Source organism: Sphingobium sp. (assembly GCF_035511395.1).
Classification (GTDB): domain Bacteria; phylum Pseudomonadota; class Alphaproteobacteria; order Sphingomonadales; family Sphingomonadaceae; genus Sphingobium.
This window is the reverse complement of sequence record NZ_DATKFP010000102.1, coordinates 1-21,333: the sequence shown is the minus strand read 5'-3', so window position 1 is coordinate 21,333 and position 21,333 is coordinate 1. Positions and strand designations below refer to the sequence as shown.

General features: G+C 60.5%; 25 protein-coding genes. 14 read left to right on the top strand and 11 right to left on the bottom strand.

All coding sequences use genetic code 11. From position 1 onward, the window contains the following. Window positions 1-93: 93 nt before the first annotated feature. Both ahpC and VMR39_RS06635 read right to left on the bottom strand, forming a co-directional pair. Window positions 94-657 (bottom strand): alkyl hydroperoxide reductase subunit C, encoded by a 564-nt coding sequence (gene ahpC, locus VMR39_RS06640; RefSeq protein ID WP_325415201.1) that lies wholly within the window; start codon window positions 655-657, stop codon window positions 94-96. A gap of 142 nt (window positions 658-799) precedes the next feature. Then, window positions 800-1,438 carry a TetR family transcriptional regulator C-terminal domain-containing protein gene (locus VMR39_RS06635; RefSeq protein WP_325415200.1) on the bottom strand — a complete coding sequence of 213 codons (639 nt, stop codon included), beginning with the start codon at window positions 1,436-1,438 and terminating at the stop codon, window positions 800-802. 137 nt (window positions 1,439-1,575) lie between these two features. Here VMR39_RS06635 and VMR39_RS06630 point away from each other — a divergent pair, with 137 nt between their 5' ends. From VMR39_RS06630 to mltG, 4 genes are all read left to right on the top strand, one after another. Further along, entirely contained in the window at window positions 1,576-2,049 is a 474-nt protein-coding gene (locus VMR39_RS06630; protein ID WP_325415199.1) for a hypothetical protein, read from the top strand. 474 nt (window positions 2,050-2,523) lie between these two features. Beyond that, window positions 2,524-2,757, top strand: coding sequence for an acyl carrier protein (locus VMR39_RS06625; RefSeq protein ID WP_007689016.1), 234 nt, complete (start codon window positions 2,524-2,526; stop codon window positions 2,755-2,757). A 176-nt stretch (window positions 2,758-2,933) separates the two neighbouring features. Further along, on the top strand, window positions 2,934-4,193 hold the full coding sequence (fabF, locus tag VMR39_RS06620) for a beta-ketoacyl-ACP synthase II (RefSeq protein WP_325415198.1): 1,260 nt from the start codon (window positions 2,934-2,936) through the stop codon (window positions 4,191-4,193). A gap of 10 nt (window positions 4,194-4,203) precedes the next feature. Next, window positions 4,204-5,175: an endolytic transglycosylase MltG gene (gene mltG / locus VMR39_RS06615; protein ID WP_325415197.1), complete on the top strand. Its 972-nt coding sequence runs from the start codon at window positions 4,204-4,206 to the stop codon at window positions 5,173-5,175. A 222-nt stretch (window positions 5,176-5,397) separates the two neighbouring features. On the opposite strand, the gene VMR39_RS06610 is transcribed toward mltG, so the two are convergent. Further along, on the bottom strand, window positions 5,398-5,820 hold the full coding sequence (locus VMR39_RS06610; protein ID WP_325415196.1) for a sugar transporter: 423 nt from the start codon (window positions 5,818-5,820) through the stop codon (window positions 5,398-5,400). 123 nt (window positions 5,821-5,943) lie between these two features. On the opposite strand from VMR39_RS06610, the gene VMR39_RS06605 reads away from it, so the two are divergent. Then, window positions 5,944-6,447 (top strand): 2'-5' RNA ligase family protein, encoded by a 504-nt coding sequence (locus VMR39_RS06605; protein ID WP_325415195.1) that lies wholly within the window; start codon window positions 5,944-5,946, stop codon window positions 6,445-6,447. Window positions 6,448-6,565: 118 nt separating this feature from the next. Next, window positions 6,566-7,174: a hypothetical protein gene (locus tag VMR39_RS06600; RefSeq protein ID WP_325415194.1), complete on the top strand. Its 609-nt coding sequence runs from the start codon at window positions 6,566-6,568 to the stop codon at window positions 7,172-7,174. A gap of 96 nt (window positions 7,175-7,270) precedes the next feature. Here the strand turns inward: VMR39_RS06600 and VMR39_RS06595 are convergent, their stop codons facing one another. Beyond that, a complete protein-coding gene (locus VMR39_RS06595) occupies window positions 7,271-8,497 on the bottom strand; it encodes an FAD/NAD(P)-binding oxidoreductase (RefSeq protein ID WP_325415193.1) in 1,227 nt (408 codons plus the stop codon). Between the two features lie 224 nt (window positions 8,498-8,721). Here VMR39_RS06595 and VMR39_RS06590 point away from each other — a divergent pair, with 224 nt between their 5' ends. The 6 genes from VMR39_RS06590 to VMR39_RS06565 all read left to right on the top strand — a co-directional run bounded on the left by VMR39_RS06590 (window position 8,722) and on the right by VMR39_RS06565 (window position 13,562). Continuing rightward, window positions 8,722-10,197: a S41 family peptidase gene (locus tag VMR39_RS06590; RefSeq protein WP_325415192.1), complete on the top strand. Its 1,476-nt coding sequence runs from the start codon at window positions 8,722-8,724 to the stop codon at window positions 10,195-10,197. Between the two features lie 382 nt (window positions 10,198-10,579). Beyond that, window positions 10,580-10,801, top strand: coding sequence for a hypothetical protein (locus tag VMR39_RS06585; RefSeq protein ID WP_325415191.1), 222 nt, complete (start codon window positions 10,580-10,582; stop codon window positions 10,799-10,801). Window positions 10,802-10,932: 131 nt separating this feature from the next. Beyond that, the gene (locus tag VMR39_RS06580) at window positions 10,933-11,154 is read left to right on the top strand and encodes a hypothetical protein (RefSeq protein ID WP_325415190.1); all 222 of its coding nucleotides are present in this window, start codon (window positions 10,933-10,935) and stop codon (window positions 11,152-11,154) included. Window positions 11,155-11,603: 449 nt separating this feature from the next. Beyond that, a complete protein-coding gene (locus tag VMR39_RS06575; protein WP_325415189.1) occupies window positions 11,604-12,077 on the top strand; it encodes a hypothetical protein in 474 nt (157 codons plus the stop codon). Next, window positions 12,077-12,808 (top strand): hypothetical protein, encoded by a 732-nt coding sequence (locus VMR39_RS06570; RefSeq protein ID WP_325415188.1) that lies wholly within the window; start codon window positions 12,077-12,079, stop codon window positions 12,806-12,808. The genes VMR39_RS06575 and VMR39_RS06570 overlap by 1 nt, the downstream gene beginning before the upstream one ends. A gap of 157 nt (window positions 12,809-12,965) precedes the next feature. Then, window positions 12,966-13,562 (top strand): hypothetical protein, encoded by a 597-nt coding sequence (locus VMR39_RS06565; protein ID WP_325415187.1) that lies wholly within the window; start codon window positions 12,966-12,968, stop codon window positions 13,560-13,562. Between the two features lie 52 nt (window positions 13,563-13,614). On the opposite strand, the gene VMR39_RS06560 is transcribed toward VMR39_RS06565, so the two are convergent. Further along, window positions 13,615-14,067: a hypothetical protein gene (locus VMR39_RS06560; protein WP_325415186.1), complete on the bottom strand. Its 453-nt coding sequence runs from the start codon at window positions 14,065-14,067 to the stop codon at window positions 13,615-13,617. 812 nt (window positions 14,068-14,879) lie between these two features. Between VMR39_RS06560 and VMR39_RS06555 the strand changes: the two genes are divergently transcribed. Together VMR39_RS06555 and VMR39_RS06550 are read left to right on the top strand one after the other, a co-directional pair. Further along, window positions 14,880-15,062 carry a hypothetical protein gene (locus VMR39_RS06555; RefSeq protein WP_325415185.1) on the top strand — a complete coding sequence of 61 codons (183 nt, stop codon included), beginning with the start codon at window positions 14,880-14,882 and terminating at the stop codon, window positions 15,060-15,062. Beyond that, the gene (locus VMR39_RS06550; RefSeq protein ID WP_325415184.1) at window positions 15,059-15,319 is read left to right on the top strand and encodes a hypothetical protein; all 261 of its coding nucleotides are present in this window, start codon (window positions 15,059-15,061) and stop codon (window positions 15,317-15,319) included. Before VMR39_RS06555 ends, VMR39_RS06550 begins: the two co-directional genes overlap by 4 nt. A gap of 844 nt (window positions 15,320-16,163) precedes the next feature. Here VMR39_RS06550 and VMR39_RS06545 read toward each other — a convergent pair. The 6 genes from VMR39_RS06545 to VMR39_RS06520 form a co-directional block, all read right to left on the bottom strand. Next, window positions 16,164-17,207, bottom strand: a complete 1,044-nt coding sequence (locus tag VMR39_RS06545) for an SGNH/GDSL hydrolase family protein (RefSeq protein WP_325415183.1) — start codon at window positions 17,205-17,207, stop codon at window positions 16,164-16,166. Between the two features lie 270 nt (window positions 17,208-17,477). Next, window positions 17,478-17,696, bottom strand: coding sequence for a hypothetical protein (locus VMR39_RS06540; RefSeq protein WP_325415182.1), 219 nt, complete (start codon window positions 17,694-17,696; stop codon window positions 17,478-17,480). Window positions 17,697-17,719: 23 nt separating this feature from the next. Then, window positions 17,720-18,385, bottom strand: a complete 666-nt coding sequence (locus tag VMR39_RS06535; protein ID WP_325415181.1) for an HK97 family phage prohead protease — start codon at window positions 18,383-18,385, stop codon at window positions 17,720-17,722. Continuing rightward, on the bottom strand, window positions 18,378-19,295 hold the full coding sequence (locus tag VMR39_RS06530; RefSeq protein ID WP_325415180.1) for a phage portal protein: 918 nt from the start codon (window positions 19,293-19,295) through the stop codon (window positions 18,378-18,380). Before VMR39_RS06530 ends, VMR39_RS06535 begins: the two co-directional genes overlap by 8 nt. Beyond that, a complete protein-coding gene (locus VMR39_RS06525) occupies window positions 19,292-20,845 on the bottom strand; it encodes a terminase large subunit (RefSeq protein ID WP_325415179.1) in 1,554 nt (517 codons plus the stop codon). Before VMR39_RS06525 ends, VMR39_RS06530 begins: the two co-directional genes overlap by 4 nt. Next, entirely contained in the window at window positions 20,790-21,215 is a 426-nt protein-coding gene (locus VMR39_RS06520) for a hypothetical protein (protein WP_325415178.1), read from the bottom strand. Before VMR39_RS06520 ends, VMR39_RS06525 begins: the two co-directional genes overlap by 56 nt. Between the last annotated feature and the right edge of the window lie 118 nt (window positions 21,216-21,333).

Genomic DNA, 21,333 nt, shown 5'->3' with positions numbered 1-21,333 from the left:
TGGGTTATGTGCCGGCTGTGCCGCCCCATAACCCATTCACCCGTCAGCGCGATTTCCGAGTCGTCAGATGTTCCATCTGACTTGAAATCGCTTTTAGATCTTGCCGACGAGGTCGAGCGACGGGGCCAGGGTGGCTTCGCCTTCTTCCCACTTGGCGGGGCAGACTTCACCCGGATGGCTGGCCCAATACTGGAGCGCCTTCACCTTGCGGAGCAGTTCGGCAGCGTTGCGGCCCACGCCCTCGGGGGTGATTTCGACCAGCTGGATCACGCCTTCGGGATCGAGCACGAAGGTGCCACGGTCCGCCAGGCCAACGCCTTCACGCAGGACATCGAACTGGGTCGCCAGCGCGTGGTTCTGGTCGCCGACCATGTAATAGTTGATCTTGCCGATCGCCGGCGAGGTGTCGTGCCAGGCCTTGTGGCTGAAATGGGTGTCGGTCGACACCGAATAGACTTCCACGCCCATGTTCTGGAGGGTCGGGTAGATGTCGGCCAGGTCTTCCAGTTCGGTCGGGCAGACGAAGGTGAAGTCGGCCGGATAGAAGAAGAAGACGGCCCACTTGCCCTTCACGTCGGCGTCGGTGATGTCGACGAACTTGCCTTCCTTGTAGGCGGTGGCCGAGAAGGGCTTCAGGGGGGTGTTGATGAGAGCCATAGGCTGTCCTTTTCCTGCTTGAGAATATTGCGGTTGCGAAGTCCCATGTAGGGATGCGGTCGATTCGAGGGAAATTGCTTTTCTCGGATGTGTTAAGTGAGAAAAGCGATCAGACAGAATCTGACTGATCGATCCTATCGTCTTAAATCTGCAATGCTTTCACCATGGCTACCTCAACCATGGCCTGGGCTTCATCGGGCGAGAAAGCCGATCTGTCGAGGCACAGTTCCAGCCACAGTCCGTCGACCAGTGCGGTAAGGCTGATCGCTGCAATCCGCGTCTGCGAAGGCGACAGCGCAGGTGCGGCAGCCTTAAGGAGTTCTTCCAGTTGCGCGCGGGTACCGCGATAAACCTCTGCATGGACGGCGGCGATTTTTGAGTCGGACTTGACCAGGCTCCAGAAGGCGATCCAGGTCGCCAGCAGATCGGGGTCCAAGATCGGTTCGCGGAAATTGGCTTGCAGGCAGGCGCGCAGCCGGTCGCGCGGATCATCGCCGGCCGCCTGAATTGCGGCGTCCAGCGCCGCCGAAACGCGCGTGCCAACATCGACGTAGGTGGCCAGGATCAGCGCATCGACGCCGTCGTAATAATGGGTGAGCAGGCCTGACGATACGCCCGCCTGCGCACAGATGGCGCGGACCGACGTGCCGCCTACGCCCTTTTCAGCGAGACAGCGCGCTGTCGCTTCAATCAACGCCTGCCGCCGCACATCCGGCGCTTCGCGTACGAACCGCGCCCTTGGCCGCGAATCGCCCCCTTTATTCCCCCTGCTTGCGTTCATTATCTTTCCCCTTGGATCGACCTTTGGCCGCAGAGTGGCCGACTGGCAAGACGTGGCGAGTCGCACTTGTGAGCTGTTAGCAGGGATCGAAGCGGCAACTCGTCGGTTCGGTTGAATGATCGAAAAGGAGATTATGGATGAAGCGCGTTTCTTCGCCCGTCATTGGCCTGTCCGGCATCGCTGCCCTGATGCTGCTGGGGGGGTGCGCCAAATCGACCGAAGATGGCAATGCTGCGAACAATGGCACTGCCGCTGTAACCACCGTTGAAAATATCGAGGAACCCGATGCAGTGGGCGCGGCCGGCAATGATGTCGGGGGCCTGCCGACGGACGACTGGGTCGGCCGCTGGACCGGGCCGGAGGGGCTGTTCCTGGACATCCAGCCTTCGCCCGACGGCAAGCCGGGCCATTATGCGATCGCCAACAAGGATAATCTCGATCGGCAGGCTGATTATGACGGCGTGGCCGAAGGATCGACCATTCGTTTCGTCCGCGATGGCAAGGATCTGGCGATCCGGCCGGGCAAAGGCGATGAAACGGGCTTCAAATATCTCGCCGGTAAGCAGGACTGCCTTATCATAGCACCGGGGCAGGAGGGGTATTGTCGTTAGGATATTCCGGCGACAGGAAGCATCGCGAGGCCCTGATCTTGCATCAGAACATGTGTCGACCAGTCCCATGTCTGGGGCGTCTGGGCTTGATCGGCCTCCAACCGGTCGCTTGGAAGGCTTAAGCGGCGGTTTCTGGCGGTGGGTTATGCGAATCCGCCATCTCATGGGCTTTTAAGCGTAGGTGGAAGGGCCCGCCGGGATCGCAAGCTGTACGCCCGACGCACAGGTCTTCACGTCGCGGCCGGGTCCATGCAAAAGCGGGCAGCGATGCCGATAGCCAGGCGCAAATGGCTGAAATTTCGGTTTCTGGCGTATTATCCACCTTGTTCCGGCCTGCTTTTGTTGCATAATCCACGTTACGACCGAACGAAGGGGCTTGGCGGCCTTGCCTCTTGCCTCTATCGGGGCTTGGCACTAGGGCTGCCTTAACGGTTGTTCAGAACCATCAACGATACCCAGTAAGAAGGACCACTCATGAGTGAGACCGCGGATCGCGTAAAGAAAATCGTCGTCGAGCATCTGGGCGTCGAAGCCGAGAAGGTGACCGAGGACGCCAGCTTCATCGACGATCTGGGCGCGGACAGCCTGGACATCGTCGAACTGGTCATGGCGTTCGAAGAAGAATTCGGCGTTGAAATCCCTGACGATGCGGCTGAAAAGATCGCCACCGTCAAGGATGCCATCGATTATATCGACAGCAAGCAGTAAGGCGCTTTCCGGCCTGATCCCTCCAGGGAAAGGCTGCGCTTACGCATAAGAGACGGCTCCTCCTGTCCGGCCTTTGCCGAGCGTGGGGAGCCTTTTCGTATCTGGCGCGCCGTTCACAAGCGCGTTTCAAATGGCTACATGGGCGGCACAAAGCCCATATATTTCGGAGCTAGGATATGCGTCGTGTCGTCGTAACCGGCCTTGGCATGGTGAGCCCACTGGGCGGGAATGTCGAAACCAGCTGGAAGAACATCATCGCGTCCAAATCGGGCGCGGCCACGATCCAGCGTTTCGACGCCAGCGAGTATAAGTGCCGCATCGCCTGCGAAGTGAAGCCCGCCGACCATGAATATGGCTATGATGCATCGCTGGATGTCGATCACAAGATCCAGCGTCAGGTCGATCCCTTCATCGTCTACGGCATCTCTGCTGCCAGCGAAGCGCTGCGCGACGCGGGTCTCGACAACATGTCGGAAGAAGAGCGTCTGCGCGCCGGCTGCTCGATCGGTTCGGGCATCGGTGGCCTGCCGGGCATCGAAAGCGAATCGCTGGTGCTGGCGAACAAGGGGCCGAACCGCGTGTCGCCGCACTTCGTCCATGGCCGCCTGATCAACCTGATCTCAGGGCAAGTGTCGATCAAATACGGCCTGATGGGTCCGAACCACGCGGTCGTGACCGCCTGCTCGACCGGCGCTCACTCGATTGGCGATGCCGCGCGCATGATCGCGATGGACGATGCCGACGTCATGCTGGCGGGCGGCGCGGAAAGCGCGATCTGCCCGATCGGCATCGCCGGCTTCGCCCAGGCACGCGCGCTGTCGACCGGCTTCAACGACACGCCGGAAAAGGCGTCGCGTCCCTATGACGTCAACCGCGACGGCTTCGTCATGGGTGAAGGCGCGGGCGTGGTCGTGCTTGAAGAATATGAGCATGCCAAGAAGCGTGGCGCGAAAATCTATGCCGAAGTTATCGGCTATGGCCTGTCGGGCGACGCCTACCACGTCACCGCTCCCCATCCGGAGGGTAATGGCGGATTCCGCTCGATGCAGATGGCGCTCAAGAAGTCTGGCCTTAGCCTCGAAGACATTGACTATGTGAACGCGCACGGCACCTCGACCCCGCTGGGCGACGAGTTGGAACTGGGTGCGGTGAAGCGCCTGTTCGGCGACAACCTCAGCACTATGTCGATGTCGTCGACCAAGTCGGCCATCGGCCATCTTCTGGGCGGCGCGGGCGCGGTGGAGAGCATCTTCTGCATCCTCGCCATGCGCGACCAGATCGTGCCGCCGACGCTGAACCTCGATGAGCCGAGCGAAAGCTGCAAGGGCGTGGACCTCGTCCCGCACGTCGCCAAGGAGCGCAAGGTACGGGCGGTGCTGAACAACTCGTTCGGCTTCGGCGGCACCAACGCCTCGCTCATCATGAAGGCGATCTGAGGACATCCTCATGCGGCGGCTTGGCTGTATCATTCTCCTGATCGGCCTGGCCGTCGCCGCCTTCGTCGCCTTCCGTTTCGTCCATGGCTGGACGGAGCAGGGGCCGGCCACCGACAAGATCGCGATTACAGTGCCCGAAGGGGCGACCCTGTCCGACGCGGCGGTGCTGCTGAAACAGGCAGGCGCAGTGCGTTCGGCCGACGCCTTCCTCACTCGCGCCAAGGTCTTCGGCGCAGGCAAGTCGATCAAGGCAGGCGAATTCATCATTCCCGCCGGCGCCAGCAACAGCGACATCCTCGCCATCCTTCAGGGCGGCAAGACGCTCACCCGGCTCGTGACCATACCCGAAGGCATGCCTTCCATTCTGGTCTATGAGCGGCTGATGGCGAATGAAGAGCTGACGGGCGATATCCAGGTGCCTGAAGAAGGCAGCGTGTTGCCAGACAGCTATGCCTTCGAAAAGGGTGAGCCGCGCGCTGCCGTGCTCCGGCGCATGCAGGGCGCGATGGACAAGCTGCTGGCCCAGCTCTGGGCCGATCGCGCCTCCAAAACGATCGCGAAGACGCCGAAGGAAGCGATCATCCTTGCCAGCATCGTGGAGAAGGAAACCGGCGTCGCGTCGGAACGGCCGGCGGTGGCGGGCGTCTACAGCAACCGCCTGCGCAAGAACATGATGCTTCAGGCCGATCCGACCATCATCTATCCGATCACCAAGGGCAAGCCGCTGGGGCGCCGCATCCGCAAGTCGGAAATCGCGGCGGTGAACGATTACAATACCTATGCCATGACCGGCCTGCCCAAGGGGCCGATCGCCAATCCGGGCCGACTTTCCATCCTCGCTGTGCTGCACCCCGCAGAGACGAACGCGCTGTATTTTGTCGCGGACGGGAAGGGTGGCCATATCTTTGCCGACACCTACCAGCAGCATAATGAAAACGTGCGCAAATGGTTCGAGATCAGGCGCGCCCGCGGCGAGCTGTGACCGCCATTCTCCGTTCGATCGGGCGCATCGAGAAATGAGGCAAGGCCGGGTCCGGCGCAGCTGAACATCAAGCGCTGCGCCAGCCGTTTTGTCGACGCGCACGAAGCGGACGGATGGGGTTTGGAGTGTTTTCCAAGCAGGTGGAATTACCCGCTGACCCGGAAAACGCGGCAAAACAAAGATCTGGAGTAGCCGAGTCGATGCAATCGGATCGTTCCTGCTCTAACGGATAATCCCCTTGGTGGCCTGCGCGGTCGCATAGCGCCACTGGATGATCGCGATCACGAAGATGACGATCGGGAAGGCCGTCGCCACCACTATGCCCTTGGCCGCGATCAGATCGGTCACCAGGAAGACAAAGCCGAACTGAACCACCACCGCGATCAGCGAGAGCAGGAAGAGCGGAACCGCGCTGCGCCGACGGAGCAGCAGGGCGATGGCCCCGGCCGTGCCGCTCAGCACCGCGAAGGCATAGACCAGCCACAACCATGTGGGCATGGATGCGAAAGCCTTGGCGCCCGCCGGATCGGTCTTCGCCAATTCGTTGATGTCCATTGTATATTGCATGATGAAGGACGCGACCCCCATCAGGTTCCAGAGCAGGAACAATATGGCGATGACAATGAAGGATCGCGGTGCCGACATGATGTTTCCCTCCCATAGAGACGGCCCGGCATGGCGTGGCCGTCTTGCCGGGATGATACAGGCTGTTGATCCGGAGCGAAAGCGGGGCCGCGCGCGCCTGTGGCCTGTCGCGGGACGGGGCGGATGACTGCGCCGATCATCGTGACCGCGCTGATGGGAGCATCCGACTTCGCCTGGGCTGACGGGCTGCGGCGCGCCCATTTCCCGCCCGAGCGCAATGTCCTGCCGGCGCATGTCACGCTCTTCCACCATCTGCCCCCATCGGTGCTGGCGGAGTTGGCGGCGCGGCTGAAACGGCTCTGTGCCGGCGGGCCGCCGGATGCCCGGCTGACGGAAGTCGTGTTGCTGGGGCGGGGCGTAGCCTATCGCATCGACAGCCCGGCGCTGCTGGCGATGCGGGATGAACTGGCCGACGCCTTTTCCAGGCTGCTGACGCCGCAGGACCAGGCGAGGCCGCGCCTCCACATCACCGTCCAGAACAAGGTCACGCCGGAAGAGGCGAAGGTGTTGGCGGCAATGCTACGCCGCGACTTCCGCCCACGCCCCCTTGCGATCGCCGGTCTCGCCGCCTGGTACTATCGTGGCGGGCCGTGGGAACTCGCGACGAAGATGATGTTCCGGGGATAGCCCGGCGACGGCGGCAGAGACGTCGATACGGGCGGGGGAGAGCGGACAGTCCGGTTTGGGCGCAATCCTCGCCAATCGGTTAGGAGCGTGGTAACTCGCTCTAATGTAAGCTTTCGGCATGCTTGCTTCCATCCTGGCCATTACAATCGTCCCCGCAGTTTTCGGAGGCGGCTTTGCGCTGGCTGTATTCAGATTCGTTCGCGAGACGCGGAAGATCAATACCGATGAACTCAGTCATCGCTTTTCTTTGACGAAGCAACATCGATTAGTCATTACGCCGCGCAAGAGCACATATGTTGCTGGCGCACTGCTTGGGTTCGCCATTGCTGCACCTTTGGCGGCGCTCGTTGCCCAAGGTGTCAGTGATTACTCAGCAGTTGCGATTATGCTGCTGCTCGGCATCACCTATTTCATGGCCCACAATGTAAGAATGTTCCTTTGGAAAGGTCCATTCCTGCAAATTGATAAAAACGGCATCCAATATCGGCTTTGGTCTGACGCCGTTATTCCTTGGCAAGCTATCATCGGGCTGAAACGATACGAATACAAAGAGGGCGAGAGGATCATGATATATGTTGATCCCGCCTACCAACCCCAGACTATGACGCGTAGATTTCTCCCCGAAAGCGCAGTGGGTCGCCTGTATTTGAACCTCTCAGGCACCAGTCATCGGTTAGGCCATTTACTGGCGGCGTTTCGCCTCTACCGACCGGACCTCTACCACTAACAGCGACGCGAGACGGCAGCTTGCGGGATAAGTGACAGCGGTCTTGAACGGCAACAAATGGTCGATACCGGATCGCCCCATATCGACCTTGTCGCCTCAAGCCAGTCCCACTTCCTTGAGCGGCACGTTGGCGTCAGCCAATTGCGCCACGTCCAGCGCCGCGCCCGACAACACATGCGCGCGGCCCTGCACATAATCCTTCACCGCATTGACGCAGTCGAGCGCGATCACCTTGCCGCCCTTCAGGTAGACGACTGAAAAGCTGCGGTTGGCCGGGTCGCCGCGCAGCACCGTCTGGTCGAAACCGGTCGACAGGCCGACGGTCTGGAGCTTCAGGTCATATTGGTTCGACCAGAACCATGGCACGGCGTCATAGGCCTCTTCCTTGCCCAGAATATGGGCGACCGCGACCTTCGCCTGGTCATTGGCGTTCTGCACCGATTCCAGCCGCATCTGCGCGCCGCCGGCAAAGCGGTTGGCATGGGATGCGCAATCGCCCACGGCGTAGATATCGGGCAGCGAGGTGCGGCAATATTCGTCGACGTCGACGCCATTGCCGCCCGCTGCGCCCGCAGCGATCAGCGGGCCGGTTTCCGGAACGATGCCGATGCCCACGATCACCATGTCGGTCTCGATCCGCTCGCCGTCCGCCATCAGTACGGCCGTCGCCTTGCCGTCCTTCACCTCGATGCAGTCCATCTTCGTGCCGGTGCGCAGGTCCACGCCATGGGCACGATGCTCGGCCTCGTAGAAGCGCGACAGTTCCTCGCCCGCGACGCGTGCCAAAACCCGGTCAAGCGCCTCCAGCAGCACGACTTTCTTGCCGAATTTGGACAGCACGGCGGCCGCTTCCAGCCCGATATAGCCGCCGCCGATGATGGTGACATGGTCGATGCTGTCGATCTTGGCCATCATCGCGTCGACATCGTCGCGGCGGCGCACGGCATGGACATTATGCGCGTCCGCGCCATTGCAGGTCAGCATCCGCGGGCTGCCGCCGGTACACCAGATCAGCTTGCCATAGCCGATCTCTTCCTCGCCGACGGCGACGAACTTGCCTTCGGGATCGACGCTCTTCACGCGCTTGCCCAGCAGCATGTCGACCTTGCGTTCATCCCAGAAGGCGGCAGGACGGATCAGGATGCGGTCAAAGCTCTTGTCGCCCGCGAAATATTCCTTGGACAGGGGCGGGCGCTCATAGGGCGGATCCTTTTCGTCGCCGATCATGCCGACCGTGCCGTCGAACCCCAGTTGGCGCAGTGAAATCGCCGCCTGCGCCCCCGCATGGCCCGCGCCCACGATCAGAACGTCATAATAGCTCATCCGTCCGATATCCTCATTATGGCTTTGCCGGGTGATTGGCCCGCTTTGTCCTGATGGGCAAGCGGATATTCAACAGTTCTCCGAGGCGATGCCGGCGGGAAGGCGGTGATATTCGCGTAGGTCGCGCCAGTCCGGCGGGATATGAGCCGTTGCCCGTCTCTTCTGAAATAAACTTGTCGTCGATTTATGCTCCTGATATCCGAAGAGAAATATTGGGGGGTTTGATGAAATACAAAGTTGCGCGCATGGCGTTGCTGGCTGGAGCGCTGGCGACGATGGCAGCCTGTGGCGGGGGCGGTGATGGCAGTGCGGGCAGCGCCACTGGCGGCACGTCAGCCCCGACGCCTGCGCCGACCCCGACGCCGTCCGCTGCCTGTTCCTTGCGGGAGCGGCAGGATTGGGCGGCGGCTACGCTCAAGGAATGGTATCTTTTCCCTGACACATTGCCGGCATCGCTCGATCCCACGCCCTATGCCAGTGTGGACAGCTATATCGATGCGTTGACTCAGGGTGCGCGAACGCAGGGCCGCGACCGCTATTTCACCTATCGGACGTCGATCGCGGAAGAAAATGCCTATTATGAATCCGGCTCCAGCGCGGGTCTGGGCGTCCGCTTCGCCACGGATTCCAGCCAGACCCGGCTTTTCGTCATCGAAGCTTTCGAAAATGGCGCAGCACTCGACGCCGGCATCGATCGTGGTGCCGAAATCTTGGCGATCGGCACGGGCAGCAGCAATTTGCGCACCGTCTCCTCGCTCTTCGCGGCCGGCGGGTCCGACGCCGTGGTCGATGCCCTGGGACCGGACACGGCGGGCACGACGCGCGTCCTGCGCGTTGCCGACGCGACGGGCACGCGCAATGTGACGGTGACGAAGAAGGCGTTCGACCTGATGCCGGTGTCCAGCCGCTATGGCGCGCGAGTCATCGAGGATGGCGGCCGCCGGGTCGGCTATGTGAACCTGCGCAGCTTCATCTTCCCGGCCGAGCAGCCCCTGCGCGACGCCTTCGCCATGTTCAAGACGCAGGGCGTCACCGACATCATCCTGGATTTCCGCTACAATGGCGGCGGCCTCCTCGCGACGTCGGAACTGCTTGGCGACTTGCTCGGTGCGAACCGGGCCACGACGGACGTAATGACCCGCCTAACCTTCCGGCCGGAAAAGAGCGCGGAGAATGAGACGCGATATTTTGCGCCGCAACCCGAATCCATTGAGCCGACCCGCATCGCTTTCATTGGTGGCGGTGCGACCGCATCGGCAAGCGAACTCCTCATGAACGCCTTCATCCCCTATCTGGACGCGCGCGCCGCGCTGATCGGTGCCAACACCTATGGCAAGCCGGTAGGGCAGATCGCAGTCGATCGCTCGGCGTGCGACGACCGGCTGCGCGTGGTGGCCTTCGCGACGCAGAACAGCGCGGGCAATGCCGACTATTATGGCGGCCTGGCGACGAGCATGAAGACGACGTGCCAGGCGACCGACGATATCAGCTATCCGCTCGGCGACCCGCGCGAGTCCTCCGTCCGCCAGGCGCTCGATTTCATTGCGGGGCGGAGTTGCACCCCCATTGGCCGCGCTTCCGCAGGCGCCAGTGTCTCGACCGCGTCCACGCGGGTCGCGGCACCCGCCGGCAATGCGCGCATGCTGCTTTCGCCCGCACGGCCCAGCCCGGCCCAGAGCGAAGTCCCCGGCCTTTTCTGAGGCGGGCAGTGTCAGGGGTTGAAGCGTGACCGCGCGCCACCATCGCGCATGGTCACGCTGACGGCGAAGGGCCTTGGCCCGCGCAAAAGCCAGATGTAGGAATATTGGAAAAAGGGATGCCTGATCGCGCGCCTTGCGCTTCAGGGCATCGATCCTTTGGTAGCGGAGGAGCCTATCAATCTATCCAATTTTAGGATTGATATTGCACCATAAATTATCGAGTTATTGACGAAATACCATGGATTTTACCATGGCATAAAAATTTACCCTGCTGCGGTCTCAGAATGGGATTTGAGCAGCGGGTGCTATCCGGGGTGGTCGGGCCAGTGCGACGTGATAGCGTAGCGAATCGGATCAGCCGTTATGGGGAAGGGCGCCTCGGATGCAGACGAATGAGCAAGGCCAGACGTTCGCGGAATGGCTGCTGAAGCAAACCGGGCGTGACGACTGGATCGGCACGCTAGCCAAGCAGGCGAAGGCTGATCCGCGCTTCACCTTCAAGAGCACTCCCGACGAACTGCGCAAGCGGCTTCAGGAAGCGGGCGCGGAGGGTGACAGCTTCGAGGCGTTGGACGACGCCGAGGTCGATTGGCTGAGCGAATAGCGCCGAGCGCGAGCTGGAGGATCGGGAGCTACGCGCCTGCACGTATAGGCGGAAGGTTGAACGAGGTTGGAACCCTCGACTTCCTTGGCGAGATGACTGCATAATCAGCCGATCGAATCAGGGGGTAAGATTTGACGCCGGACCAGAAGGCCGCCGCAAAAAGATTGAACGAGCAGTTCAAGGCCGCTTCATCGTTCCTATATAATGCTTCGCTCGCCTGTTTTGTCGCGGGCTTCGGTTTGTGGTACAGTGATAATGCCGATCCATATTGGATCGTGGCAGGCGCTCTTGGCGGGATCGTTTTCGGAGGATTCGCCATTGGCATACTGCAAGAAATGAGGTCGGAAGAGTGATGGACGTGCCATCTGCAATTCAGATCGCCTTACCGCTCGTTGCTGTGGTGGTGGGAGGTATAGCTTTGTCCCTCGCTAAGCGAGCGGGCAGAGGCTTCGATCTATCGCTGGCTCATGGGAACCCTGGTGACGGCGGCGATGATCAAGGTGGCACTGCGCCCGTAGCGAACCATGACTTTGACATTATGTCCGAACGAGACGGAATGTTTGCGCTGCATGACGTCCAGATAATTTATCCGCAGTCATCCACCTACACCGGAAGTAGGGTCACGCGAGATCCAAAGACCGGCCGATTGGTACGGCAAAAGCCGAAAACTCAACAAGACTGATCGTTCATGCTTCCATGTCCCATAGACGATTGGGAGCCACGGCTTGCGCGCAGCAGCCAAGTCAATAAAGCCGGTGGCGGAAATTTCCTATCGTAGCTGTGGATAAGTGGGGGCATTCGGTTGACGGCTGAGGAAATCGAGGCGTTCTTTTCCGATCGGGCAAAGCGCCTTCCAGCATCTCCTGTCTGGCGCGATCATTCGTCGCGCGTCGGAGAACAGAAAGCGCGCCTTCCTATCGAAGCAAACGGCGTCGTTTCGCAGATCGAGTTGGAGATGACGCTGAAGTTTTCCGACCCTGATTATCTCGTTGCCGTTCTCATCGCCCCTCCCTGCATAGCCAGGATGTGCATTGGCGTGGAGGCGGAGCATAACAACCGCGTGACTGGAGAAGCCATCGAAGGGCCGCATTTTCACGATTGGTCAATGAATAGGCATCTACCAAAGCGCGAGGCGTTCAGCCTTCCTTACTGCATCCCACTACCGAGCGAAATCGTCGGCAAAGATGCCGCATTTTCTTGGTTTCTGAGCCGAGTTGGAATAGAATCGCCGGATTGGCTTCCGGTCAAATGGCCGACCCAAGGAGGTATGTTCTAATGGATTGGCAGGAGATCAGGCAGGCGCTTTGCGATGCCCGCGGCTTCAAGCCCGTCCATGATGGGCATAGCGTTCGCGCTGATACAATGATGCCGTCTGGCGCCGTGATACGTCTCCACATACAGTTCCGTGACGGAAAGATTTCTGTCCATGACAACGGCGCATCATTCGATGAACTGGCGAGGCACGGCGGCGAGTTGAAATCGAATGTAGGTGTTAAGCGGATGCTCGCGGAAACGAATTTCGAGCTGATGCCCACTGGCGAAATATTCCGTCATGGCTTCGAACCCAAACAGGTGGGCCTAGCCGTCGCCCTGGTCGCTGACGCATCGTTGCGAGCCGCCAACTTCATGCTCGCTCACGCCAAGGTGAAGACTGGCTTGCCGCTCGATGTCAGGCTGAAGAACACGATGTTGAGACGGTATCCCGCCGGTCGCGCGGATTTCAAAGTCGATGGCAAGGCCCGGCTGCAGAAGTTCGACTTTGGGCTTCAGACCGAGAACGAAGTTGTCGTATTGGAAGCCGTCAGCCCTGATCTATCATCTGTGAACGCGGCGATCGTTAAGAGCCTGGACGTTCGGCAGTCGGTAGAGGTCCGCGCCCGACCGATCATGGTGTATGACGATAGTCAGGATCATTGGCCGGCAGATGCCATGAACCTTCTGGCTATGGCTGGCGAGCGCGTATCGTTCCGTTCGCTCGATGCGGGGCAGTTTCTTCTAGCCGCCTAGTCGACATGACCTATCCGAGATGACCCCGCCCGACCAGTTCGCGGCGGGTATTATTTTGCATCACAATGCGTGATCTTGATCACGAACAGCCAGAGGAACAGCTTGATATCCTTAGCGCTGGGAAGCTATCGTTTCTTGGGGACATTCTGGGGGTTTCATGATTCGAGTAATGATTTGCGCGGCCACTGCGGTCGCGTCGACCGGGGTCTATGCTCAGACGGGAACTGCATTGCCCGCCAGCACGCTTATTACGGTGACGCCAAACGACGAGATCACGTCAAAGAAAATTGAAGTGGGAACGCAAGTCGCCTTTTCAGTGGTCAACGACATCGTGGAAGATGGCGTTGTGGCTATCCCGCGCGGATCCCAGGTTGCTGGCACCATCACATGGAAGACTGGCAAGGCGATTGGTGGGAAGTCTGGCAAATTCGAGGTGAAATTCGATAGCGTGAATGTGCGTGGCCGGGCTTACGCCCTGCGCGGCGTTCATCGCCAGGAGGGCAAAGGTAATACGGCTGCGGCGCTGCTGGGTTCGATCCTCGTCAGCGGGCGGTCAGCTCAAATGCTGCCGGGACAGATGGCCAATGCTTTCACCGCCGAGCCTATCCCATTCACCGTAGCCCGCGCCGTACCTGCCGCTGCCGAGGCATCGGTCGCTGCCGCGCCCGTTGCAGTGGCGGCGCCAGCACGTGCCACTGGGCCCGCCACTTCAAAATCGATGGTAGACTCTTCGCTGGAAATTAATCCGCGCTAAAAAACTCGCGTCGCGAGAGATGCGGCTCCGCCCGCGGGGCGGGGCCAATTATCTAGTGCCAAGTTGCACCCATTTCCTCAAGCCAATCGCTTGCGGATTCATCGGTTAGTAGGTCGACGCCCCGTAGTCCATCAGTGCCCGCGATATCTTCGTCCAGCGAGCGCTGCCGGAAGGAGTTGGCATATAGATCGAGCGCCCGGCTACCGAACTTTCTGCCGTGCTTCTCGATCTCATCAAGCGGCACCTGCCCTTCAATAACCGCGAGCATCAGCTCGGCAGCGGCATCTGCTGCAATATCGAACGGGAGGCGTGTGCCGATCGCCTGCACGACGCGATTCTGGAGAACCTCGAAATCGCGCCTCTGGTCTTTCTGACTCACCTTGCGCCGGCGAGTTCGATCCATCCCCTTACTGCTCAGCCACTGGCGGACTGTTGTGACCGACACGCCCTGATAGCGCGCGATGCTCGCCGTACTCCAATCCATGTCATAAAGCAGGTGTCGCATAGGGCCTTGAGGTGCATAGTCACCGGCGTGTTTTGCGTTTGGCGGAAGTCCCCACGTTTGACGCCATGAACGTATCGCGCTTCGATCAAGCCCAGCGCCTTAGCTATTTGAGTATCATTCAGGCCGGCGTCGTACATTTCCTGTCGATTGTCGGTCACTCGCATAATCCATCTCCTTTCGGTCGGTTGCCGGCGCAGATGCATGCGCCCCCGACGTGGAGATTGCTCGGCTCTTGTGGCCATGCGTGAACAGCAAAAGGCAAGTCGGCCCACTCGTCGCGGCGACGAGTTGATGGTGCGGCGAACGGTGAGTTGCCAGTATCGTGCGGTAGCTCTGCTTGACCAATTCACGCCGATCTGGTCATTTCATCGAGATCCCGGCGGTTAGCGCCCACCCCCCAATTCGGACTTTTCGGCCGGGATCAACCATGATGCAATGGCTTGGCAGGCATAGCCACCGAACGCTACCTGTAGCCCTCTGATACACAGCTTATGAAGCCGATCCCCGACCAACAGAGGAGATCGGCATATGCACCCCGAACAGACGCCCGACCGCGATATCGCTCAGCGGTCGCGGGAAAACCGGCTTACGCGATTGAGGCGTGCCTCGCCGTCGTCAACGTGGACCCGTGAAAATAGCCCGACCTCCTCGCGGGGGCGTTGCTAGTGGGAAGACATTCGGAACGCCGCCGGGTCGCGACAGAGAGCTACCCCTTTCCAGCGGCCGAGCGGCCTGGGGTTCACCCGCTACTGGGACCAAATTTTAACCCGTATAAGCTATGCTCGCCCTGCGTCTGACAATGAGGATATGCCATGCCCCATGATGACAGTGCCGCCCAAGTGATTTACGGCATCAAACGCGCTTCGCTTGCCACCATAGAAATGGCCGAAACGCTGCGCGACGTGTCTGATACACTCCTGCGTCTCGATGCGGCTCTGGAATGCATGGAGATGGATCTGCGCGTTGAGCCGCTTGGTCAGGATGTCGCAGTATGACGCCGCTTGAGCGGGCAGCCCGCGCCCTCGCGCGCCTACATGTATCGGGAAATGGCCGGCGCTCGGAAGAGATGATCCAACAATGGGAGGATCAACGTTGGCCGACATATCTAGACGACGTGCGCGCGGTTTTAAGCGCGATCAGAACTCCAAGCGCCTTCATGTGCGACGCAGGCTGGTCCGACCTTGTCCGTGACAAGGGCTCAATGGACATTTGGCCAGCCATGCTGGATGCTTTGCTAGAAGAAGGGGAGTGAACGGCGCTGGCCTGCGCCCCTATATTCGAGCAGATTGAGCCCTCCCAGGCACGAAGGCGAGAGCTAACCCGACCTTGCCGCACGCGACGGCGACATTTTTTCGTATCTTGTCGAATCACTTCCCAGAATATTAAATATCGTCTGTCCCTTGGGGCGCTCCCCAGGGATGGCGACCTCTCAAGGCGGTCGCCTTTGTTCAACTCAAGGAGGAGCAAAGTGCGCGATATTTCCGAGAAGGCGTATTACGAACGCCGGGCCAGAGCAGAAATCCGGAAAGCTAACCTAACCAGCGATCCAACTGCTAAGCGCGTCCATCTCGCTTTAGCGACCAGCTATTTGAGACACGTTCAGCAGATAGCCGAGGGAGCCGAGCCAGAAGCCGCCTGATACATAGGTGATCCACTTTAGTGCCGGGCAATTTACCATGAATGTCGGGAACCAGCGGGCCAGCCGCGCGTAATGGCGCTTGCGACCTTTCAGTTCGCCCTTCGATAGCCTCACCTCTCATCCCCCACAGGGAGGTGAGGCGATTCGAATTTGGAGGCACATATGTCGGTGTCCGCTGCGCTGGTTTTCAGCCTGATGATTTGGACCTTGCTGTTCATCGCTATGTCATTCGCTGCCTGGAACTTGCCAGTGTGATCGGTCGTGCCAGGAGCGACCACGAGCAGTTGCGAGCGATTCTTTAACCCCGCAATGCGATAGGACTACGCCCCGCACTCACAAAAATAGCCCGACCTTCGTCAGAGGGCCGGGCTAGTGGGAGGACATCTGCAAGGCCTCCGGGTCGCGCTGGTGGATTACTCCTGTCTCCGCGAGTCGGCGCGTGATCAGGATCACGCCATCAAGCTGCCACCAGTACGCTCGCCAAGGCCTGCGCCGCGTCCAGATAGCCCACGTCCCGGAGATGTACGAAGTCGCTGTAATAGCCTAGCGGGCTGCTCGCCGCATAGGATACGAAGCGCTTATCCAGCTCGACCAGAACGCAGCCGTTGGAGGCGGCCAGCTTCCGGATGATGTTATTGTACTCTTCCTGGTTGGTGACAGGCGTGCCGTCCGTCCGCGCGTCGGCGTGGAAGGTGCAACACACCACATCTCCCGTTGTTTTGGCAGCCGTGATCAACTGCTGATATCCTGTTTCGAACGCAGCCAGCGACTTTCCGCCCCACCAGTCATTGGTGCCGTCCATGATGATCGTCAGATCAGGCGCGACCACCGGCAGCGCGTTGATGTGGTTCCAGCCGGGCGTCGGTGTGGTAGCCACCTTGTCTGTGACGCTGCTGCTGCCCCAGCCGAGGTTGAGGACCGAGACTTTTCGTGCCGTAGTGTCGTAGCAGTCGAAGCCCATGAAACAGAGGCGGTTGGTCTGGGCGATGGCCTTGCGCGCCGCGATCGTCAGCTTCCCCGGTGTGGACAGGGATGCGAAGTCCGTCACGGTGAACGTCTTCTTATACAGCGCCTGCGTCGCCTGGTTGAGGTCGAACGTCCCGGTCGATGCGGCAACGCCGTTCACCAGAACTTCCGCTGGGGAACCGCCGCCAGTCGGCGTCTGGAGGAAATAGGCGTCGAAGGCGTTATAATTGATCAGCGGCGTGAACGTGATCGCCTCTTGGCTGGCGACCTGATGCTGGAAATAGCGCCCGCCGACGGTCCCCTGGTTGAACGCGCCTTCCGTCCAGTTCGCACCGACCACGACGCGAGGATCCATGCTGTTGACACTGGACAGGTAGCCGCCCGTGCCGATGGCGTTATTCTGCTCGGCAGGCACGCCCATGGCATTTAGGATTTCCGCCAGCCGCGTGGGGATCGATCGGGCAATCATGCCAACGTTGCTGGGTGCGGCGCCAGTGCCACCACCAAGCCCGCGCATGGTCGAAGGGCCGACCATGGCTATTTTCGCTCGCGCAGATCCATTGCGAACGCGCGCCTTGGCCGCCCGCCACTTGGGCAATAGGACGGGTGCGGGCACGCCGAGATCACTCTGAATCTGTGCCAATTGCGTGGCAACAGTCAGTTCATAGGCCATATCAGCGAACCTTCGTTATCGGTTGCGACGATCGAGTGACTGGCTGCCCATTGCGGGTCAGTCCGATCGCGAAGAGGAGGGCGGCACCACTGCCACCGGGCGAAAGGCTAAGGCCCATGCCGAGCGCGGGCATCAGGCATCCTTGACGGCGATCTTCTCGCCGACAGTCGTGACAGAGAAATCCCGCGCCTGTCCGGCAAGGATCAGATGCCCCCACCCGGCACCGGCTACAGGGTCCGGCCCAAAATTGACGAACACATTGCCGCTGGAAACGACCGTCCAGACCAAGCCATCTGCCTTGGCAAGCGCAAACACGCCGTGGGCGGCGCCCACGAACATCGTCTTCTTCATCGTCATATCCTTGGATTGGGGGCTTATTCGCCCGTGAGATCTTCGATCGGCGCGCTGCGCATTGCTGCCCAAAGCGCCGTCATCGGGTCTGCCGTGGCGTCAGGCTCCCCCTGACCCTTCTTGAAGTGGAGACGCACGGCGCGTTCCGCCTCTGCATTGGAAAGCCCAAAGCTCTTTTTGAACAGGGCTTCCATCTGCCGCTCGGTCAGCCGATCCCCGGCTGCAAGGCGAGCCTGCAAATCCTCTATTTCCTTGACGCTGGTAACCCGCGTCCGGTCGTTCATGGCGATGGTCACCAGCGAAATTTCATGCAGGGCGACTTCGATTAGCTGGCGCGCCTTGCCCTCGATCCGGTGGCGGAGCGTATTATAACCCATCGAAAGCCCGCCGAGCGCGCCGCACTTGGCATCCTCGCGCGCTTCGCGGCCTGCGCTCGTGGGTGAGAAACGGCCCTTAACCCGCAGACCATCGCTCGTTTCTTGGAAGCTGGTCCACACGCCGACCGGGCGCTGCTGATCGTGATAGAGCAACATAGGGATGGTGGCGCGCCCGGCAATCGATTTCGTGATGGCGCCAGGCATGACGATATCGCCGCCATGGTCGAGATTGCCATAGCCGACAGCAAGGCCTTCGATATCGCCGTGATCGTTGATGCTCTTCACATCAAGCGCAAAATCCAGTTCATCCATTTGGGATTTCCCTTGTGTCGCTGGGCTTAGAGCCAAGCGGCTCGTCCTGCATCTGACGGTAGATCTGATCCCCGCCAGCAACAGGCCCCCAGCCCTCCAGAGCGCGGACTTCGTTGATGGTCATGAAGGGCTTCATCTTATCGTAGAACTCCGCACGGCCTTGGCTGTCGCCGCGTAGGAATCCCTCGATATTGAACTCGATCGACACGCCCGCCTCGATATCGGCGCGGGTCAGCAGCTGCATTTCCACGGCGCCCTCGATGCGCTTCAGACGCTTACGCATCTTGAACTTGATGAAGCCCTGCGTCTGTTCCTTGATGCTGCTCCCGAGCTGGGTATTACCCTCGGTGTGTCCCACCAGATGCGGTGGCACATCGAAAATGCGGCAGATTTCCTCGACACCGAACTTGCGGCTCTCCAGCATTTCAGCATCGCCGGGATCGATCGACAGCGCTTGCCACGACAGCCCGCCATCCAACAGCATAGGGCGACCGGCGTTTATGGCGCCGATATACTTCTCTTGAAGCAATCGCTCCAGTTCGGTGCGCTGTTCTGGCCTCAACGGCGCGCCATCCTTCGTCAGCACGCCGCTCGACATTACGCCGTTCGCAAAGATCTTAGCGGCGGCACTCTCGACGGCGGAAGCGGAAGAGAAAGAACGCCGGCAGACCGACAGGGGAGAAAGGCCGCCCAGAGGGGAGCCGCCAAAGCCGCGGATGTGGAGCATCCTCTCTTGGGTTACGACTCGGGCTTTGCCGTCAGCGCTCCAGCTGTATTGGATGTCACCGCTGGCGAGGCGCTTCACAGACACGATGTCGGGGCGGACAAACTGGACGTCCTTCCGCTCAACCGGCGTCCGCCAGCGCTGTTCGACCGCCGCTGCGCGCGCGGAAAGCCTGTAACCTGTCATGCAGCGTAGCTCGCAATCCAGTCATCAACATCGACGCTGTCATCCGGGAGCAGCATCGGAGCGGTAGCGTTGATCATAGCGTCCACTCCGTCGATCTTGTTGGGGCTGTTCGCCGTTTCCTTCTTGGGCAGAAGGCTGCCATCGGTGCGGCGGTCGACCACGGCATTGCCGATCATCCACGTCATCACCGGGTTGTCGTCGTGGCAGAGCCGGTGCGGACCTGCCTTCACCCGCGCCTCGATCTTCTTGGCCGGGTCGGTGGCGTTCCGCGCGTTCTTCGCCATCTGCACCGCGAACGGATTATCCGGCTCGCCGAAATCCTCATTGAGCCGGCTCGCCATGGCGAGGCCGCTGTTCCACTGATCGAACGTTGCCTTCCGGGCCGCCAGGGCATCTTTCAGCTGGCGGATCTGGTCCTCGATCTTCCGATGGTCGATGAAGTCGCCGTCGGTCGGGGTCACATGACCATCGGCAGCCCAGCGCTTGTAGAGTTCGGTGATCTGCTTGACGTTGGTGTCTTCGGACTTCAGCCGCGCTTCCGGTACATAAAACCACGTTTTGATGAGCAGCCGATCGTCACCATCGACGGCGGCCAGAACAATGGCGGAAAGGTCATCGACGTTGGAAAGGTCAGCGCCGATCCAGCAATCCAGTCCCTCGAAATCCTCCAGCGCCAGTTCGCGGTTGCCACATTTGGTCCACTGGGTGACGTTCAGCCAGGCGGAGAGGGCACCCGTCCAGACGTTCAGGCGCTTCGTCTTGAACTCGCCTTCCGCCGCCGGGTTATTCTTCGCCTCGATCGCATAGAGGCCGCGATCCTTATGGGCGTGGAACTCGTCCAGTGTCACGAGGTGCGGGTTATGTCCGTCCTGGCTTTTCGACTTGGCATGCAGCGGCTGCATGTACCCGCCATTTTCGCCACAGGTGATCGACTTGGCCCATGGGATGATGCCGAACGCATCTTGCAGCGCCGGCAGTTTCTCCACCATCCGCTTGGCCGGATGGAAAACCTTCTTCGCCTGATCGAACGTCGTGGCCACGGTCAGGATTTGGGGGCCTGTCTCACTCTCGCAGCACAGGCAATAGAGCGACACGCCCGCCGTCTTGGTCGATTTCGCGTTTTTGCGGGCGACCTCCTCGTACACCATGGTGAATCGGCGGAGCCCATTATCCTTGCGGCGCCAGCCGAACACGGTGGAGAGGATGAAGATCTGCGCCGGTTCCAGATCGATGCATCCGCACCGATCATCGTGATAGCCTTCAGCGGCGTCGGGGCATTTGCACCAATTGCCCTCGATGTGCGGCAGCTTCTCGATGAAGTCGCAGACGTCGTTCCCGTGCCAAGGGGAATAGGTGTAAGGAAAGTCCTTCGTCTTCGCGCGCTTCAGATCGTCCAGATGGCGCTGGCAGGCCTGGCGGACCATCTTGCAATGGCGCTTCTGCTTCTTGTCCGCCACCGCCGCCTTGGCATAGGCGATGGCGATGGCGACATAATCACGCTCGTGCCCGGTGTCCGTTGCGCTTGAACGGGTTGCCCGGCTTTGCGCCATCCGCATTTCCTCCATTGCCGATACGGCTTTTTGGCCCGGCGATGCGGAGCAATTCTTCGTGCTGGCGGAGCACCGTGAGGTAGGCTGCTGGGGGCGGCTCACCGGCTGGGTCGTTGAACGCCTGCCGGACCAGAGCCTCCAGTGCGCAGTAACGGGCGAGCATGGCGCTATCGATCTCGGTCACGCCCGCCGACATCACGCGGGGCAGGACTTCCTGCCAGACGTCGACAGCGGGGGCGGTGAGATAGTCCGGCATCACGGGCGGATCGCCGGGAACGACGATTTCCGTTTTCACGCCATCGCGAACAGGTTGGAAAGTGCCGCGTGCCAACTTCGATGACGGCGTCTCGGCCTTCGGGCCTCGCTTCATGGCCGCCTCCGAAATTTAATTCGGACCGAAAATTTAATTCGCATGTGCGGAAAAAGACCCCACACATCGGTCCCAGGCGGAAGGGGGCCTGATTTTCGACTACCCCCCCCCCCCCCCC

Bases quoted from the DNA above. Each gene is read 5' to 3' on its own strand.
- ahpC (WP_325415201.1), bottom strand. From the start codon at position 657: ATGGCTCTCATCAACACCCCCCTGAAGCCCTTCTCGGCCACCGCCTAC.
- VMR39_RS06520 (WP_325415178.1), bottom strand. From the start codon at position 21,215: ATGAAGCGAGGCCCGAAGGCCGAGACGCCGTCATCGAAGTTGGCACGC.
- VMR39_RS06630 (WP_325415199.1), top strand. From the start codon at position 1,576: ATGAAGCGCGTTTCTTCGCCCGTCATTGGCCTGTCCGGCATCGCTGCC.
- VMR39_RS06610 (WP_325415196.1), bottom strand. From the start codon at position 5,820: ATGTCGGCACCGCGATCCTTCATTGTCATCGCCATATTGTTCCTGCTC.
- VMR39_RS06565 (WP_325415187.1), top strand. From the start codon at position 12,966: ATGATTCGAGTAATGATTTGCGCGGCCACTGCGGTCGCGTCGACCGGG.
- VMR39_RS06635 (WP_325415200.1), bottom strand. From the start codon at position 1,438: ATGAACGCAAGCAGGGGGAATAAAGGGGGCGATTCGCGGCCAAGGGCG.
- VMR39_RS06605 (WP_325415195.1), top strand. From the start codon at position 5,944: ATGACTGCGCCGATCATCGTGACCGCGCTGATGGGAGCATCCGACTTC.
- VMR39_RS06570 (WP_325415188.1), top strand. From the start codon at position 12,077: ATGGATTGGCAGGAGATCAGGCAGGCGCTTTGCGATGCCCGCGGCTTC.
- VMR39_RS06525 (WP_325415179.1), bottom strand. From the start codon at position 20,845: ATGGCGCAAAGCCGGGCAACCCGTTCAAGCGCAACGGACACCGGGCAC.
- VMR39_RS06530 (WP_325415180.1), bottom strand. From the start codon at position 19,295: ATGACAGGTTACAGGCTTTCCGCGCGCGCAGCGGCGGTCGAACAGCGC.
- VMR39_RS06555 (WP_325415185.1), top strand. From the start codon at position 14,880: ATGCCCCATGATGACAGTGCCGCCCAAGTGATTTACGGCATCAAACGC.
- VMR39_RS06590 (WP_325415192.1), top strand. From the start codon at position 8,722: ATGAAATACAAAGTTGCGCGCATGGCGTTGCTGGCTGGAGCGCTGGCG.
- VMR39_RS06545 (WP_325415183.1), bottom strand. From the start codon at position 17,207: ATGGTCGGCCCTTCGACCATGCGCGGGCTTGGTGGTGGCACTGGCGCC.
- VMR39_RS06595 (WP_325415193.1), bottom strand. From the start codon at position 8,497: ATGAGCTATTATGACGTTCTGATCGTGGGCGCGGGCCATGCGGGGGCG.
- VMR39_RS06535 (WP_325415181.1), bottom strand. From the start codon at position 18,385: ATGGATGAACTGGATTTTGCGCTTGATGTGAAGAGCATCAACGATCAC.
- fabF (WP_325415198.1), top strand. From the start codon at position 2,934: ATGCGTCGTGTCGTCGTAACCGGCCTTGGCATGGTGAGCCCACTGGGC.
- VMR39_RS06550 (WP_325415184.1), top strand. From the start codon at position 15,059: ATGACGCCGCTTGAGCGGGCAGCCCGCGCCCTCGCGCGCCTACATGTA.
- mltG (WP_325415197.1), top strand. From the start codon at position 4,204: ATGCGGCGGCTTGGCTGTATCATTCTCCTGATCGGCCTGGCCGTCGCC.
- VMR39_RS06560 (WP_325415186.1), bottom strand. From the start codon at position 14,067: ATGCGACACCTGCTTTATGACATGGATTGGAGTACGGCGAGCATCGCG.
- VMR39_RS06585 (WP_325415191.1), top strand. From the start codon at position 10,580: ATGCAGACGAATGAGCAAGGCCAGACGTTCGCGGAATGGCTGCTGAAG.
- VMR39_RS06600 (WP_325415194.1), top strand. From the start codon at position 6,566: ATGCTTGCTTCCATCCTGGCCATTACAATCGTCCCCGCAGTTTTCGGA.
- VMR39_RS06625 (WP_007689016.1), top strand. From the start codon at position 2,524: ATGAGTGAGACCGCGGATCGCGTAAAGAAAATCGTCGTCGAGCATCTG.
- VMR39_RS06540 (WP_325415182.1), bottom strand. From the start codon at position 17,696: ATGAAGAAGACGATGTTCGTGGGCGCCGCCCACGGCGTGTTTGCGCTT.